The sequence below is a fragment of the Rothia sp. SD9660Na genome, assembly GCF_030064065.1.
Classification (GTDB): Bacteria; Actinomycetota; Actinomycetes; order Actinomycetales; family Micrococcaceae; genus Rothia.
Window position 1 is genome coordinate 2164642 of record NZ_CP125946.1, and the last position, 14729, is coordinate 2179370.

General features: G+C 55.7%; 10 protein-coding genes and 1 CRISPR repeat array. Of the genes, 3 read left to right on the forward strand and 7 right to left on the reverse strand.

The annotated features are described in order from the left end of the window. The first annotated feature begins 245 nt into the window (after positions 1-245). A complete protein-coding gene (locus QM007_RS10130; protein WP_283489843.1) occupies positions 246-731 on the forward strand; it encodes a hypothetical protein in 486 nt (161 codons plus the stop codon). Positions 732-745: 14 nt separating this feature from the next. Next, positions 746-1918 carry a YycP family beta-propeller protein gene (locus QM007_RS10135; RefSeq protein WP_283489844.1) on the forward strand — a complete coding sequence of 391 codons (1173 nt, stop codon included), beginning with the start codon at positions 746-748 and terminating at the stop codon, positions 1916-1918. 62 nt (positions 1919-1980) lie between these two features. Here QM007_RS10135 and QM007_RS10140 read toward each other — a convergent pair whose 3' ends face one another. Continuing rightward, positions 1981-3117: a trans-sulfuration enzyme family protein gene (locus QM007_RS10140; RefSeq protein WP_283489845.1), complete on the reverse strand. Its 1137-nt coding sequence runs from the start codon at positions 3115-3117 to the stop codon at positions 1981-1983. Positions 3118-3419: 302 nt separating this feature from the next. On the opposite strand from QM007_RS10140, the gene QM007_RS10145 reads away from it, so the two are divergent. Then, on the forward strand, positions 3420-5642 hold the full coding sequence (locus QM007_RS10145; RefSeq protein ID WP_283489846.1) for a ZmpA/ZmpB/ZmpC family metallo-endopeptidase: 2223 nt from the start codon (positions 3420-3422) through the stop codon (positions 5640-5642). 95 nt (positions 5643-5737) lie between these two features. Here QM007_RS10145 and QM007_RS10150 read toward each other — a convergent pair whose 3' ends face one another. The 6 genes from QM007_RS10150 to QM007_RS10175 form a co-directional block, all read right to left on the reverse strand. Next, positions 5738-6571: an NlpC/P60 family protein gene (locus tag QM007_RS10150; protein ID WP_283489847.1), complete on the reverse strand. Its 834-nt coding sequence runs from the start codon at positions 6569-6571 to the stop codon at positions 5738-5740. Between the two features lie 364 nt (positions 6572-6935). Then, complete coding sequence (locus QM007_RS10155; RefSeq protein ID WP_283489848.1) at positions 6936-8057, reverse strand: pirin family protein; 1122 nt, start codon at positions 8055-8057, stop codon at positions 6936-6938. A 381-nt stretch (positions 8058-8438) separates the two neighbouring features. After that, a CRISPR array of direct repeats spans positions 8439-8923; the repeat unit is 36 nt; unit sequence GTTGGGAACCTTCACCTCTGAACCCAGCTAGACTTA. A 234-nt stretch (positions 8924-9157) separates the two neighbouring features. Next, the gene (cas2, locus tag QM007_RS10160) at positions 9158-9475 is read right to left on the reverse strand and encodes a CRISPR-associated endonuclease Cas2 (protein ID WP_283489849.1); all 318 of its coding nucleotides are present in this window, start codon (positions 9473-9475) and stop codon (positions 9158-9160) included. After that, positions 9468-10376, reverse strand: coding sequence for a type II CRISPR-associated endonuclease Cas1 (gene cas1 / locus QM007_RS10165; RefSeq protein ID WP_283489850.1), 909 nt, complete (start codon positions 10374-10376; stop codon positions 9468-9470). Before cas1 ends, cas2 begins: the two co-directional genes overlap by 8 nt. 3 nt (positions 10377-10379) lie before the next feature. After that, positions 10380-13763 carry a type II CRISPR RNA-guided endonuclease Cas9 gene (gene cas9 / locus QM007_RS10170; RefSeq protein ID WP_283489851.1) on the reverse strand — a complete coding sequence of 1128 codons (3384 nt, stop codon included), beginning with the start codon at positions 13761-13763 and terminating at the stop codon, positions 10380-10382. A 461-nt stretch (positions 13764-14224) separates the two neighbouring features. Next, complete coding sequence (locus QM007_RS10175) at positions 14225-14728, reverse strand: CoA-binding protein (protein ID WP_135012911.1); 504 nt, start codon at positions 14726-14728, stop codon at positions 14225-14227. Position 14729 lies beyond the last annotated feature (1 nt).

Sequence of the window (14729 nt, forward strand, 5' to 3'; positions counted from 1 at the left end):
CACAAAGAATTATTGTTACGCGAGTATTACGAAAATTTTTCAGGGGAGGTTGGAGATGGAATGAAACGCCGCTTAGGCATCCACTCCCACTAGTAGAAATAAGGGGAAAAACACTTTTGAGCAGGACTGCACTAAAGCAAAGTGGCCTCATTTAACAAGCAAATGCCCTTGTCCCAAAGGAAGTGGACTACTAAATTTAGAACCACCGGCTAAACCAAAGCATACTTATAAGAGAGGTGTTTCATATGTTTATCTTTGGCAAGACGACGACCACCACTGCCGCAACCCTCGCTCTGGCCTTCGCAGGGATTACCACCGCTTCAGCGAGCAGCGACGATCCCATCGCCGAGCTTGTAGAGCTGAACCCCGGCACCTCCTATACACAGATGCAGGCTGACCTTTCTGCCTATGCAGAAGCTAACAACACCACCGTGCACGCTGTTGCACAGGAAGTACCCTCGGTTTTGACCACGGTCATACCGGCCTGTACTTCTCAGCCGAAGAAATCATTGAAGCCCCCGGCAAAAAAGGGGGAACATACTCAGAGCCATAAAATCAACCGAAATAGCGTATCAGCACCATCTGGCTCAGTTTTGCTCAATGTGAAAATTGACCAGGCTACCAAGAATTCTGTCGCAGATTGGGCGAATGAGAACTTACTAGGTCGCCCCTATAACTCAAACTTTGCTGTCAATAAATTGGGTAGCTTCTCAGCCCTCGCTAAGTGCTAAGTAAGGAGATTACCATGAAAAAAAGAGGCCCTATCGCACTCACAGCTACCTTCCTCCTTACTGCCTGCACCCCTCCCCCAACTTTAGACGGATGGCCTGAAGCAAAGCTTGCCGGGAATAATTTAGAGGACGTTGAATACGCGCTCTACCTCAGCCCCCAAGTGGTTGGTTCGACCCCCGTTAACCGCAGCTATCTTGCTCTCATTAAAGCTGATGGATCCTATGAAAGCATAAGGATGGACGGGCTAGATAACGGTGGCGTTTTCTGGACAGAAGAAGGAATCCACTTTGCTGATAAATCCGCAGACTATCTGCTGACCGATGAAAAACTCGAAAAATGGTCTCTTGAAAAATCTGACTTGATGTACGGCTACAATCTTCATCCCGACGGCTCTACCGTAGGTCTCTACAGCTTTGGTTCCCAGGAAAATCAGGGGTATACAACTCAGATTATTCAGCGAAAGGGAGATGATGTCATCTCCTTTCCAACCGAGGGTTCATACTATGATTCAGGAATTTGCCCAGATGGAACAATCGTAGGGATTTCTCCGACCACTGGACATTATAAAAATGACGGAGTTGAAGAAAAAATTCTTGTCACAATTGATGAGAAGGAAGAAAAAGAAAAACTAGTTCTTAATTTTCCTAACTACCATACCCCTGCAAACGACTTGCACTGCCGGGACGGAAAAGTATTTACCCTGGGTACACTGCCTGAAGAGAATGAATACGGTAGCTACCAGTACGGCGATGTGCTCACCTTCGACCTTGAAACAAGAGAGTTCTTAGCGGTCCCTGTGACGGATGAAGAAGGGGACCCCCTACCTCTTACCCATGAAGACGGCACTGGAGTAGCACATGCTCAAGCTATAGATAATGAAGCTATCAAAGATGGCAAACTGTCCTGGTACCTGGGGAATACCATCTATGAGACTGATGTTGCCACCGGCGTCACCAAAGAACTCTTCGACATCTCCGCAACTAAACAAGGACTGTCCAACTCACAGGTTGTTTTCAGGGAAGACGATATCGTCGTCTTCTCTTACAACCAAGACGAAGAAATCCAGATGATTCGTTACGACCGCTCAAATGGGCAAGAACTTGACCGCGTTCAAGTCGACGGTCTAGCTGAGAAAACCTCAATCAAGATGATACCCCGAGGGTTCGCCGCTAAACCGCTAAGCTGACCCCTTACACAGAAGGGTGGGCTTCTATCCTAGAAGCCCACCCTTCATATCTTTACCCCGCCCTAGGCAGCATCCAGGGCAGAGGTCATATCCTCCAGCAGGTCATCAATATCTTCAATACCGACAGCTACGCGCACCAGGCGGGTGGTGAGGCCGGCGTCGTCGCGGTCTTCTTGGGAGTAGGCGCCCTGGGTCATGGTGGTGGGCAGGCAGACCAGAGACTCGATACCGCCGAGAGAGACGGCGAAAGTGAAGACCTTGAGGGAGTCGAGGAAGGCCTTGATGTCGTGGCCTTCTTTGATGATAAAGGAGAAGAGGGCGCCCCTACCGGTGGCCTGTTCGGTCTGGATCTTGGCTTCTTCGGCGCTGTAGGAGCCGGGGAAGTAAACTGTATCAACGGCGGGGTGGGCGGCGACGGCCTCGATGAGGACGTCGGCGTTGGCCTGCTGGCGCTCCATGCGCAGGGCTAGGGTCTTGACGTTCTGCAGCAGACGGTAGGAGTCGATGGGTGAGAGCACGCCGCCGGAGATCAGCTGGGCCTTGAAGAGCTTGTCGGCCAACTCTGCGTCGTTGGTGGTGGCGACGCCCGCGAGCAGGTCACCGTGGCCGGCCAGGTACTTGGTGGCTGACTGCACCACGATATCTGCACCCAGGTCGAGGGGCTTCTGCAGGTAGGGGGTCATGACGGTGTTATCGACGACCAGTAGAGCACCGTGGCGGTGGGTCAGCTCGGCGACCTTCTTGATGTCGGTGACGCGCAGGGTGGGGTTGGAGGGCGTCTCAATAAAGACCATGCCAACGTTCTTGCCCTCGAAGTGGGCGTCGGAGAGGGTGGAGAGGTCGTAGACCAGTTCGTGGGTGACGCCGCGCTTGGGGAGCTCGATGGTAGCGAAGCGGTAGTTGCCGCCGTAGACAGGCATACCCATGATCAGGGTCTGGCCGTGTTCCAGAATTCCCATAGCTGCGGCGGTGGCGCTCATGCCGGAGGCGTAGAGGAAAGCGTGCTCGGCACCCTCAAGGGCGGCAAGAGTGGTTTCTGCCTTGGAGCGGGTGGGGTTACCGCCGCGCTGGTATTCGAAGGGGCCTTCTGTGCCGTCGGTGGGCTGGCCGAAGGTGGAGGCGGTGTAAATCGGGGGTACGACGGCATGCTTTTCGTTAGAGTGCACGGAGTGAATGGCGCGAGTGGTAAAGCCTGCCACGGTGATTCCTTTCGACATCAAGAAAAAGCGCGTCCGTAGAGCCTATACCGGCAGTCTGCAAGGCAGCGAATTAATGTTACGTATTTATGACGTTACTCTTGAGCAAACATAAGAGATATAGCCAAGGGCACATCCGCGCCTGTCCACGGGCCTCATCGGCACACCTCCCCTGCTCCTAGCCACCGCCAACCGGTATTCTTAAAGAAAAAGAAGAGGTGCGAACCCTGTGCCCGATCGTCCGCTGTCGCTCAGGGCCGTTTTCACCTCGCGCACATCCCCCTACACCACATAAAGAGTTCTCTATGCCCTCCTCCCCCATCCATCGCCGTACCCTCATTCACGGTGCAGCCTGGTCTGCCCCCACCATCATTGCCAGCTCGGTGGTGCCCGTCTACGCCGTCTCAACGCCGTCCACCGACCTTTTTGCCACCCTGGCAGCAGAACTGGGCAGTATCTCCTTCACCGAGTCACAGACCGTCTACGACTCACTCTCACCCACTATTCGCTTTACCGACATCACCAACAAGCGGCTGGAGATTTCCCGCCGCACCGGGCGTCCTTTCAACTCCGTGACCGAGGCAGAGGCCCGCGCCGAGCTACGCCCCGAGGTGCTCAAAGCTACCGGCCTTGAGAAGCAGTTCAACGTCTCAAAGCTCCTGGCCCAAAACACCCTCACCGCGATTGCCGCAAACCCCCTCTACACCCATCTTTCGCCCCAAGAGCGCGAAGCCCTGATTACTAATAAGGTCAGCGGGCGCAAGGAGCAGTTCCTGCTGGGCCTAGCCTACCTGCGGTCGCTCTACTCCTTCGAACTGGGCGGCGTGAACGTGGCCGAGGCCCTCATTGCCAACCCTGAGCAGTTCGGCATCACCGGGGTTGACCCGATTGACTACATTCTCAATATCGGCTCCCGGCGGGCTAGTGTACTGGCCTTCAACAACTCCCCCACCGCCCACCGCACCGTGGTGCGCCTGCCGGAGCTCACCAGCTTCATTGCCGACCGGGTGGGCACCAGCGACCTGGACGCCTGGATGCGCGAGCAGAGCGGGGCCATCATTGCGGACGCCGCCGCCCCGCTCTACAGCGAGCTGGCGGCAAACCCTGCCACCCAGCGCTTTATTCTGCCCCTGCTCTCCCAGGAGAGCGACGGGGTCTATGTTGCAACCACCCCGGCCTCTATTACCTTCGGTCACACCTACACCTATGTAGACCCCGCCACCGCCGGTAGTAGCACCGCTGAGAAGACCGCCTTCATCGACGAACTCAACCGCCGGGCAACCGAGCAGAACGCCTTTGTGGAACTCTGGACCCGCCTGGCTCCCGCCCACGCCGGCGAGCTCACCGGCAACCGCCTGGCGATTGACACCTTCCAGGGCTACAAGCCCCAGAACATCTCAGCCTCCTGGCTGCCCAAGACCAGTCCCGGGGCCATTAGCGACTTCTTCGCGCCCCTCAACCTCTGGGCACCCTACACTCAGGCAAGCGCCCAGGCCGAGGGCACCGGCATGCGCTACTTCATAGGCAAGGCTATCTCTGCCAACGGTGTGACCACCTACGGCCACGAGATGACCCACCTGATCGACGACACCCTGCTCACCAACAGCGGTGGCCTGCGCGACGGCTTTGGCCCCGAAACAATCGCCCGCGGTATCTTCGAAGGCCCCGACAGCCCCACCTCAGCTATCGTTGGCTTCAACCAGTACTTCGACTGGACGTCGGTCGCCGACCGCCTGCACAACGGCAGTCCCGAGCAGTTCGCCACCAAGCAGGACCTCTCTGCCTACATGCGCCAGCAGCTCGACACCCTCTACCTGCTCGATGCCCTCGAAGCAGAAGCTATCCTGCGCCGCCCGGCCGAAGAGCGCGCCGTCCTACTCAACCGCCTGAGCCAGACCCCGCGCGGCACCACCGGCCACACCGACGACACCTTTAGCACCATCACCGTGGACGAAGCTGCCTCCCTCTCAACGGTGGAAGACTTCACCGCCCAGGGCCTGGTGGTATCCCGCTACCAGTGGCGCGGCATCAGCACCATCGGCACCGCACCGGCCAACAGCTACTACACCATCCCCCTCTTCGACCCCGCCTACGGCGCCTACACCCCCTCTACCGGGGCACCCGGCGATATTACCGTCCGCCGTCAGGCCTTCGACCTGCTGGCCTACAAGGGCTACGACGAGGGCATGGTCCCCTACATCTCCAACCAGTACAAGGCCGCCGCAGGTGGGGCGCTCTCGGATAGCTTCATTATGGGGCAGATCGGCATTGCCAACTATGCCGCCGACCGCGCGGCCCGCTACCGCCAGGGGCTTGAGCGGGCAGGGGCGTCCGGGGTCTTCCCCTTCACCCACCGCGGTCAGACCATCGCCTCCCTCGACGACCTACGAGCCCAGTTTGACCAGGCCCTCGCCGCCGACCTGCCCTACCTGCAGCAGGCCCGGGCTGGCTCTACCAGCGCTATCTGGTCGGTGACCGCCGTGCGCGAGCTCAAGGCCTCCTTCTACCGGGCGGCTATGCGGGGCTAGAACTCTGTAGCGTAGAGCCCCAGGAACTGAAAAAGTCCCGCTCCCTGGTGAGGGAGCGGGACTTTTCTCAAGAAAAGACGCCTAATGCGGTCTGCTTAGCTGTTGTAGCCAGCGGGTGATACGAAGATCGGTGCGGACGCGGTGGGCAGGTTTACCGAGAAGATGGAGGTGCCCATGCCGTTCCAGCCGCCGTGTACAGCCTGGCCGTTACCAATGTAAACAGCGATGTGCTGCTGGCCGAAACCGTTGGACTGGTAGAGAACCAGGTCGCCGGGCTGGGGGCTGGAGGTTACGGTACCCAATGACATGTAGTCCATGGGCCAGCCGTGGAAGTTGATGCCTGCGGCGCGCAGGGAGTTGGTTGCCAGCATGGTGCAGTCGGTCTGAGCGTTGACGGCTGCGGCGGCCAGGGCGGCTGCTACAACAGCGTCGCGCTTAGCCTGGTTGGTGGCGGTGGAAAGAGTGGGGGTTGCTGCGGGAGCGGCGGTAGTTGCTGCGGGTGCCGGGGTCGCTACAGGAGCTACGGTTTCAACAGGTGCGGGAGCGGGAGTTGCCTCTACAACCTCAACGGTCTCGGACTGAACAGCAACGGTAGCTTCTTCGGCAGGAGCTTCGACGGGGGCTTCTTCAACAACCGGAGCTTCTTCTACGGGTGCCTCTTCAACGACGGGGGCTTCCTCAACGGGAGCTTCTTCGATGACGGGGGTTGCCTCGACGGGCTTTTCGGGAGCTACGATGTAAGCGGGAACGCCCCAGCTTACGACCTTGCCCTCACCTGCAACGGCGAATGCCTTGAGCAGGGGGGCTGAAACAGCTGCACCGTTGTCTAGGGTGGTCTGCGGGGCTTCGTTGACGGCTGCGTTTGCTGCTGCGAGAACAGCGCCGGACAGGATGACGCCTACCGCACCTACTGAGAGTGAACGACGCAATGTTGTACCTTTCGTCTCTTCTTGAGATTTCGCAGCCGGGTTGCTGCTACTGCTGGGTGGCCCGTACGTGGGGTTTGTGGGCTCCCCTGCTTCCCTCGGAAGCTGATTGGACTCTGAATAGCCTATAACGATTTGGTAACGATGTATACCGAATCGTTATAAAAAATTGATTTTTCTGCTCTATATCACGTCTCTACAGACACCCAGAATACCCCGAGAATCACCTGTTAATACTGGTCACCTTGGGTTACCCGCGAGTAACCTGAGCTGTCAGAACCCACCGAAATAAAGTGCGACACGATAGCGGCCGGGTCACGGTTTCATGACGAAACTATGACCCGGCCGCACCCCTGAATCAGGGTTTTTAGTCACCGCGCAACTTCAAACGCGCATTGGGCAGCTCGGGAGCAGGAACCACCGATGTGCGGGGCTTCTCTTCATATTCCCCGGGCAGCAGCACCACCCCGCCAAAGCGGGGATAGCCGGAGCCGGCGTCCTGACCCGCTGCAAGCGACCCGCCGGTGACTATCTCGGTGCCCGACGCACCCGCCGGAGCAGTGACGGCCTCGAAGCTCTCAGCCTGGGCATTCCAGGCGGCACGGGCTTCGACGATATCTTCGTGGGAGCGGCCGATGAAGTTCCACCAGATAGCGATTTTCTCGCCGAAGGGGGCTCCACCGAGCAGAATCAGGCGGGTGTCACCGATTGCCTCGATGGTGAGTTCGGTGGTGCCGGGCTCGATAAAGAGCATTTCGTCGGCGGATACCTGCTGGCCCTTAATAAGGAGGGCGCCGGTGTCGACCACAAAACCGTGCTCGTACTCGGGGTTGAGGGTCAGGGTGATGGTGCGGCGCGGGGCGTCATCTGCCGGGTTCTTGTCTGCCTCGGGGGTAGATCCGGGAGCACCCACCATAATTTCAGCGCCCAGCAGGGGCGAGAAGGTGGTCACGGGCGACGAGCCAGTGAGGCTCTGCCCGTCGACGGTCACGCCCAACTCCCCCAGGAAGACGCGGGCTTGCACCGGAGCCGGGGCGGACGCGTCCTGCCCATCTCTCTGCCCGCCGAAGGTGAGGGCCTCGGGCACGAAGTTTTCGAAGGCGGGGGCGGTGTTCATGTCTTGGTGGGGCAGGGCGATCCAGAGTTGGATGCCATGCAACACGGTGGTGTCTGGCGTGGAGTATTCGGAGTGGTTGATGCCGTAGCCGGCGGTCATGAGGTTGAGTTCGCCGGGGCGGACGTCGGCGACGGTGCCGAGGGAATCGCGGTGTTCGATGGTGCCGGTAAAGATCCAGCTGGCGGTTTGCAGGCCGGTGTGAGGGTGGGGAGCCACACGCATGCCGCCGGTGACGGCGACGTCGTCGGGGCCGTAGTGGTCGATGAAGCACCAGGCGCCCACCATGCGGCGGTCGCGGGATGGCAGCAGGCGGCGCACGGTCATAGACCGCAACCCGCCGAGGGGCACGGGGCGAGGCTCAATAAGTTTCATGGGTTTAGTATACGCCGGGGCGGACGGAGGTGGGCCGGCGTATGCGCCTCAGGCAGTTAGTTGTTCCGAAACTCGGCAATAGCCCGTATGAGTTTCGAGATTGCTCCTAGTAGCTTTCGAACTTCACGAGCCATGTCGACACCTTTGTTCTTGCCCATGTGCCTATCCTCCTTTGCTGTCCCTCTCAACAGCACGAGAGTTTCTCAGTTGATCATAGCAATATTTGAGATATTTTTACTTGGTATATACACCCATAATAGATTAACTTCACTTGTGTTGCCACAAACTTCCCAATAAACACTGCCCTAGACCCTCAAGGATTCGGGAGATTGATTCAACTCCAGCTAGACTTACTTACCAACACCTGTGAACTTGGTATATGTTGGGAAACTTCACCTCTGAACCCAGCTAGACTTACATCACACCTACCGGAAACCTATCTGCCAGTTGGGAACCTTCACCTCTGAACCCAGCTAGACTTAAAGGTCACCACGTTATCCCAGGCTGTAGGTTGGGAACCTTCACCTCTGAACCCAGCTAGACTTAGGGCAACAAATGAAACACATCGTCTACCGTTGGGAACCTTCACCTCTGAACCCAGCTAGACTTACAGGCATCTTTGCCATGCTCACACTCCTGTTGGGAACCTTCACCTCTGAACCCAGCTAGACTTACAGTTGGTGTCGAATACGGTGAAGACTTGTTGGGAACCTTCACCTCTGAACCCAGCTAGACTTATTGCCCGGTAGTAGTAGGAGGCGTAAAAGTTGGGAACCTTCACCTCTGAACCCAGCTAGACTTATGAATGCTCTTAGCCCCTCCAAGTGCCGGTTGGGAACCTTCACCTCTGAACCCAGCTAGACTTAAATAACTGTATAGAGACCCACGTCAGAGCAGAAAATTTCTGGATTTTTCAGCAGAAAAACCAAAAACACTAGACACCCCCACTAGGGAAAATCTCTAGTAGACAGCCAAAAATTCTGTTACTCTAGGTAACAGTTAAGGATTCAGAGGTGAAAATTCCTAACAAGACTTGTAGCAATACAAGTTCGATTTATCAGCCGCCATACCCCAGGGTATGGCGGCTACGTTTTTAACTCCTAAAAAATCATCAGCTGCTCAGGCGGAGCCTCCACCTTTTTCTTCTTCGGCCCCAAGAACATGATGGTCGAAGCCCACTGCATATCCGAAACCTTCAAAACTCGTACTTGGCCACCCGCAGGCACGTTCATCTTCAGTATGCCCAAGTCCTTCTCCGTAGAATTACCGTTCAAATAATATTTGCAGTAAACACTCAACTGAATACGGTCAAAGCCCCGGTCCTTTAGAAGATTCCGATACTGGCTCGCAAGCCGCATTTGTTCTTTCGTTTTTACCGGTAAATCAAACATCACTAACAGCCACACGGGTTTAGCCATCCTCTGCCCCAACTACTACCGGATTAATGCCCCAAACAGGAACAAGCAGGCTCTCCCGCTCGCCCTCTACATAGAGCGCAAAGTTCTGGCACAGCCTCTCAAGCGACGTCCTAACTGTTATCTGCCCGCCATCGCTCACTTCGTCAAGCACAGCGGCCAACCTAGCTTTTTCAGGGCGCCCAACCTCCGCAGCACCCGCATCCAGTAACTCTAAAACAATGCAATCAACCACCGGGCGAAAAGGCTCTACTAAGTCATCAGCGAGCGCAAAAACGTTACTCCTATTGCGGTGGAAGAGTGAAAGTGTCGGCGATAGACCGGTAGCAACAATTCGAGTTACGACTCGGCCCCGGAGAATGGTGTAGCCATAGTTCAGTAAACCGTTTACAACATCATCGGCGTTTGGATCACGGTAGAACCTGGCAGCTGGAAGATAGCTCTCCCAGTAAATACGGGCTGCCTGCGCCTCAATATTAGAAGGGTCACCCGAACGCACTTTCTTCGCCAAAGTATCTAGCCGAGAAGCTGCCTCTGGAGCATGACCTCGAATCGTATTGGCCTGCCCCTGAATTTTCGCCTTGATAAGGCGCATCCAGGCATTTTTCCGTCTGGGCAAACTTAGTTGAGCCTGCGCCTCATGACGAGCAAATACTCTAGTATTTTCAGACCAGTGATAGAGCACCGAGATTGGCTGATTCCGCCAATCACACACTGCCATGGCAACATCAAACCGCTCTAGACCTGCAACAAGACCGTATCCCCACGTGCAAGACTGCCCCACCAGGATGAAATCAACCTCAGCAAGCGGCACACTCTGCTCGCCAACCTTGATACGCCCCCTCTCATAGGAGAGAAAACCCTCAAAGCCAGTCAAGTCGAGAATGCGCCACTTGCTGTCCATAATTTAGCTCCCTAATTTCTCAGCAATTAGTCGCTCAATATCTAAGGACTTAGGTTGTTGCCCACGGCTCTTCCAAACGGGGGAACCTAGGTGATTTCGACGCAGAACTTTACTACCTTCAGCACTAAGAACCTTTCCAGCCGTTACGATGGCACCTTTTTCAAGTACCTTCTGAATCAGCTGAGATGCTTCAGTGCCAATAACATCCACAGAATAGTCGCTAGGGATTTCCTCGTACGAAAGCAGTATCGGACGTAGACGTAACCGTCCGTTGTCGTAAAAGCCATCTACACGCCAACGGGTTTCTGGGATTAGGTTAATAAAACGACCTAACTCATCGTGCTCATGTGCGTAAGAATCAAACTGAATTTCAATCTCATCGCCTTGCGTAATCCAGCCGATTTCCTTAGCGTCACCAGATTCGATTTTCTTCCGCAGAGTATCCTTCATATCCCTATACGACTGAGACCCAGGGTGAATCGGAACTGTCAAAGCATCGGTTGTGCCGTATTCCTTGAAAAGCCAGGGGAATTCAGCACCAAAGACACGGAGCATACCCACCTCGTAGCCTTTCTTTGTGGGCCAGGCATATAAGCGAGCATGGTGTAGCGAATCACCAATTTTTACTGCACCGGTACCAGCCACAATTGAAGCAGCTTTCTCGGGGAACAGCTTAACTTCCGATTGAGCACCCAGATGATGCCCATCTACTTCAAGGCTGCGGTGGGTATCTTCTTCAAGTTCCTTGCCCTTGCCCAGTAGCTTGTTCAGCTCAAGGTAAAGGTTAGGGTCGACAACACGGTTAATTTCATCCGCTGTCCAGGCCTCGCCCAAGAGCTTGCTGTGGAGAGCCGCAAGGGTGTCCTTATGTACCGACCCATTCTTGGGAGTTAAGCGCAGGGGATTAATAACGGGGATTGAATCTTCAGAAATAGCCTCACCAATTAGATCAGCGAGAACTATGCACTGTTTCTTCCAGAGAGCAAAACGTTCTCGAGACTTACCTTCAAGGCCAGTAAACTCCTTCCAACCGGTATCTCGACTTCCCAAACGCGACTCGGTATAGAGCAGTTGTCTCTGAGCCAAGGTGCGAGCAACAGAGGGGTTCAGAAGAGTCATCACTGCAGCATCTACAGCGTGATGGCGAACGTCGAAGCGGTTTTTATCTTGCTGTCCACGCAGTAGAATCTGCTCATCAATTTCACCTGCACGACGAGACTCCCTGGTCAGTGAACCACTATAGACGTCTACGTGTGTAAACCCGTCGTCCTCCCTGGTTATACCCTGGCTGGTGTTGAAGTAGGCTTCAAGACGGTGCCGAATAGAAACCGCAGAATACGCTGTTGATTCTAGTGAACGTTCGTCAATCGGTTCATCTGCTTCTGACTGACGAAGACGGCGTTCGATCTGTCTTTTTAGTCTGCTACCAGAGACACCTTTATAGACCCCGACCTTATCGAATTCCCATAAACGGCCCAGAGCGCCCTCTAGAGAAACATTTGAGCGGCTTGTCTGAGACGCCCAAACTGCAAAAGGAGTGCGTCCCTTATCGGCATTACAGCCGCGGCAAACGGCAACAAGGTTGTCAACACGGGAAGAACCACCACCGGCGCGGGGGACAATATGATCCAGCTCTGCTGTCTCTGTCGTAACCATTGCTCCACAGTAGAGGCACTTGCAGCCCTGATTCTGCACTATCCGGTGGCGGCGGACGTCAAAACGGGTGGGAGTTTTCATATTATCAGCACGCAACTCGCCTCTAATCCGCTCGTTCTCATTGCGGTTCCGCTGGATCTCGCGCAGCACTTCAGAGCGTTGGGTTGGGCCCATCATGCCAGTACGGGCATGCTCGATAACTATACGGTCTGGCCTACCCCACTTACGTTCACAGGCCATCGCAAAACGGCGAACAATCGTCAGCACACGGTCAACCGCAGGCTGCCCAGTAGGCTCATGTAAATTCTCACGCGGAGGCTGCCAGGAATCATCAACACCAAACACCGCTTTACGGGCAGTATGGAGGTCCGATTGGTGCTCTTCCATGTACTCGTTCAAGTCAATGAGAGAGCGCACGCTGTAGGCTGCACGACCTGACTCAAAATCAAGCCCCTCTAGCTTCTCACGTTCCTTTTCGGGCCAGCCCTCAAAAATTGCACTCAGGCCGCAGGCATCAGCTGCTTCTGTTGCCTCGTCCGTTGGGTCGCTCAGGAACATAATGAGCAGAGAGCGCAGAGACACATCAGCGGTATTCCACCACTTCATTGCCTCAGAACTCTTCGGCAGGGCCTTTGTGAACACGTAGGTAGAGCGGTTATAGGGCGCTTTGTTCAGTCGAACGTCATCAATCACCGGAGCAATGAGACGAGTAGCCTCAACCCCGATTTTATCCGCGACATCTCCCCATGTCGGAGGCTCTGACTCTGCGTAGTTCATCAGGTAATTAACAGCAGCTATGTGCTGACCACTCGTTAGTGCAACGCTGCCGCCCTTACCGCGAACACGCAGGTTAGCAACTGCCTGACGGATTCTGAACTCTGTAAACTCAAGCGATGCACGAGGTGCACGCGGCAGATGGTTCCGCCCTGGCAGAGGATCACGACCCACATTTTCCGCAGGGACATAGGGGCGAGTCTGGTCAAAGAGGGCATGTGCAAGCTCAGAATAATGCTCTTGCGGGAGCTCCTGCACCTTCCACATTTTCTTGACCTCAGCCAGCAAGTCTTCCTGCCGCACCTTGCTATCTAGGACAGCCCTCACTCCAGCCTGCTTGTGAAGGCCGTTTTCCCGCTTGTTCGTACGGGGGCGGAGCAGAACATCCTTAGCCGAAGCCAGCGCACCAAGCTCACCAACTGTCGTGTCATCATCTACCTGGCCGGGCCACAGCAGACGAGCATGCTCCAAATTCTCCTGCATAGTTTTAGAAGGAACAGGAGCAGCGTCGAGCTGACCAAACTGCCACCAGGGATTACGCCAGCCACGATGGCGCGCAATATGCCTCAATGCTCTTACAAGGTGTTTGGCCAGCTCTTCCCTATTCTCAATCTTTTCAGTGGTCAGTAAGGCACGAGACTTCCACGCCTCATAGGTCTGGGGTTCTTCTGCAGAAGGCACAGGATAGCCCAACACCTGCAATATAGTATCTAGCTTCTTCAAGCGCTCTTTGCGTCGCCTACGCATACGCCGAACACGACGAGCCACGCCAGCAGTTTCTTTACGAGACTTAGGGCTCTTGTTCTGGGTAGGGTCAAGACCGCCATCATGCCGGTAGGTCACCATAGCTAGCTTGCGAAGCGGGAAGCCAGCGTCATCAAATTCGAAAGCGGCTAGACCAACGGAGCGATCCCCCACATCAATTCCAATACGGTATTTAACTGATTCTTCGGCCAAAGCTGCCTCCGGAGTCCTTGTAATGATTGTATTACCCCCAATATAAACACAGGCGGGTAATGCATACCATATCGGTTGCTGAAATTGTGCATATGTCCAATTTCAGCCACTTTTCTGCACCATTTATTACGGTTGAGGCCCCGCCACTCCTGCAGAAATGACCACCTAGTAGGTGGTCATTTCTGATTTAGATGGTACATAGAAGCTTGTTCATAGGGGGTGAAGCAGGCTCGCAGCGAAGCTGCTGGCTCGGATGAAGTGAGCGGGTGCGTCAGCACATAGGAGCGAACGGAATCCGCCGCAAGGCGGGGCGTGAATCGCTAGTGATGAGCACCGAGATTCCGAGCGCGCGAGGAAAATAAATCTCGGTGTGAATCTGGTGAGCCTGCGAGCCAGCCAGCGAACCAGGCGAGAGGGTCGGCTGCGAGCGCGAGCCTGCGGAACCCCTAATGAATAAGCCCCTAGGCCAGCACCTGCCGCTTTGATGAAATCACGCCCGTCACGAACCCGGCCAGGTGCAGGCCGCCGTGGAAGCGGGCGTGCTCAATCTTCACGCACCGGTCCATCACCACGTTCAGCCCGGCGTCCTCACCCAGGCGCGCAGCCTCCTCATTCCAGGAGCCCAGCTGCATCCACACCGTCTTCGCGCCAACCTCAATGGCCTCCTGCACCACACCCGGCAGGTCCTCGTTGCGGCGGAAAATCTCCACCAGATCAGGGGCCTCCGGCAGATCAGCCAGCGACGCATACACTTTCTGCCCCAGCACCTCTTTACCCTTCGCCGCTAAAATCGGGTTCACAAAATACAGGGTGTAGGGGCTCGACGACTGCAAATACGTCGCCACAAAATACGAAGACCGCGAAATCTTGTCAGACATACCCACAATCGCAATGGACTTGGTCTCGTGCAAAATCTTCAGTCGCTCCGGCGCGCTGGGGCCTTCCCAGGTACGGATCTCAGTCACG

Coding starts and splice junctions, on each gene's coding strand:
- QM007_RS10130 (WP_283489843.1), top strand. CDS start 246: ATGTTTATCTTTGGCAAGACGACGACCACCACTGCCGCAACCCTCGCT.
- QM007_RS10135 (WP_283489844.1), top strand. CDS start 746: ATGAAAAAAAGAGGCCCTATCGCACTCACAGCTACCTTCCTCCTTACT.
- QM007_RS10145 (WP_283489846.1), top strand. CDS start 3,420: ATGCCCTCCTCCCCCATCCATCGCCGTACCCTCATTCACGGTGCAGCC.
- QM007_RS10155 (WP_283489848.1), bottom strand. CDS start 8,057: ATGAAACTTATTGAGCCTCGCCCCGTGCCCCTCGGCGGGTTGCGGTCT.
- cas2 (WP_283489849.1), bottom strand. CDS start 9,475: ATGGCTAAACCCGTGTGGCTGTTAGTGATGTTTGATTTACCGGTAAAA.
- cas1 (WP_283489850.1), bottom strand. CDS start 10,376: ATGGACAGCAAGTGGCGCATTCTCGACTTGACTGGCTTTGAGGGTTTT.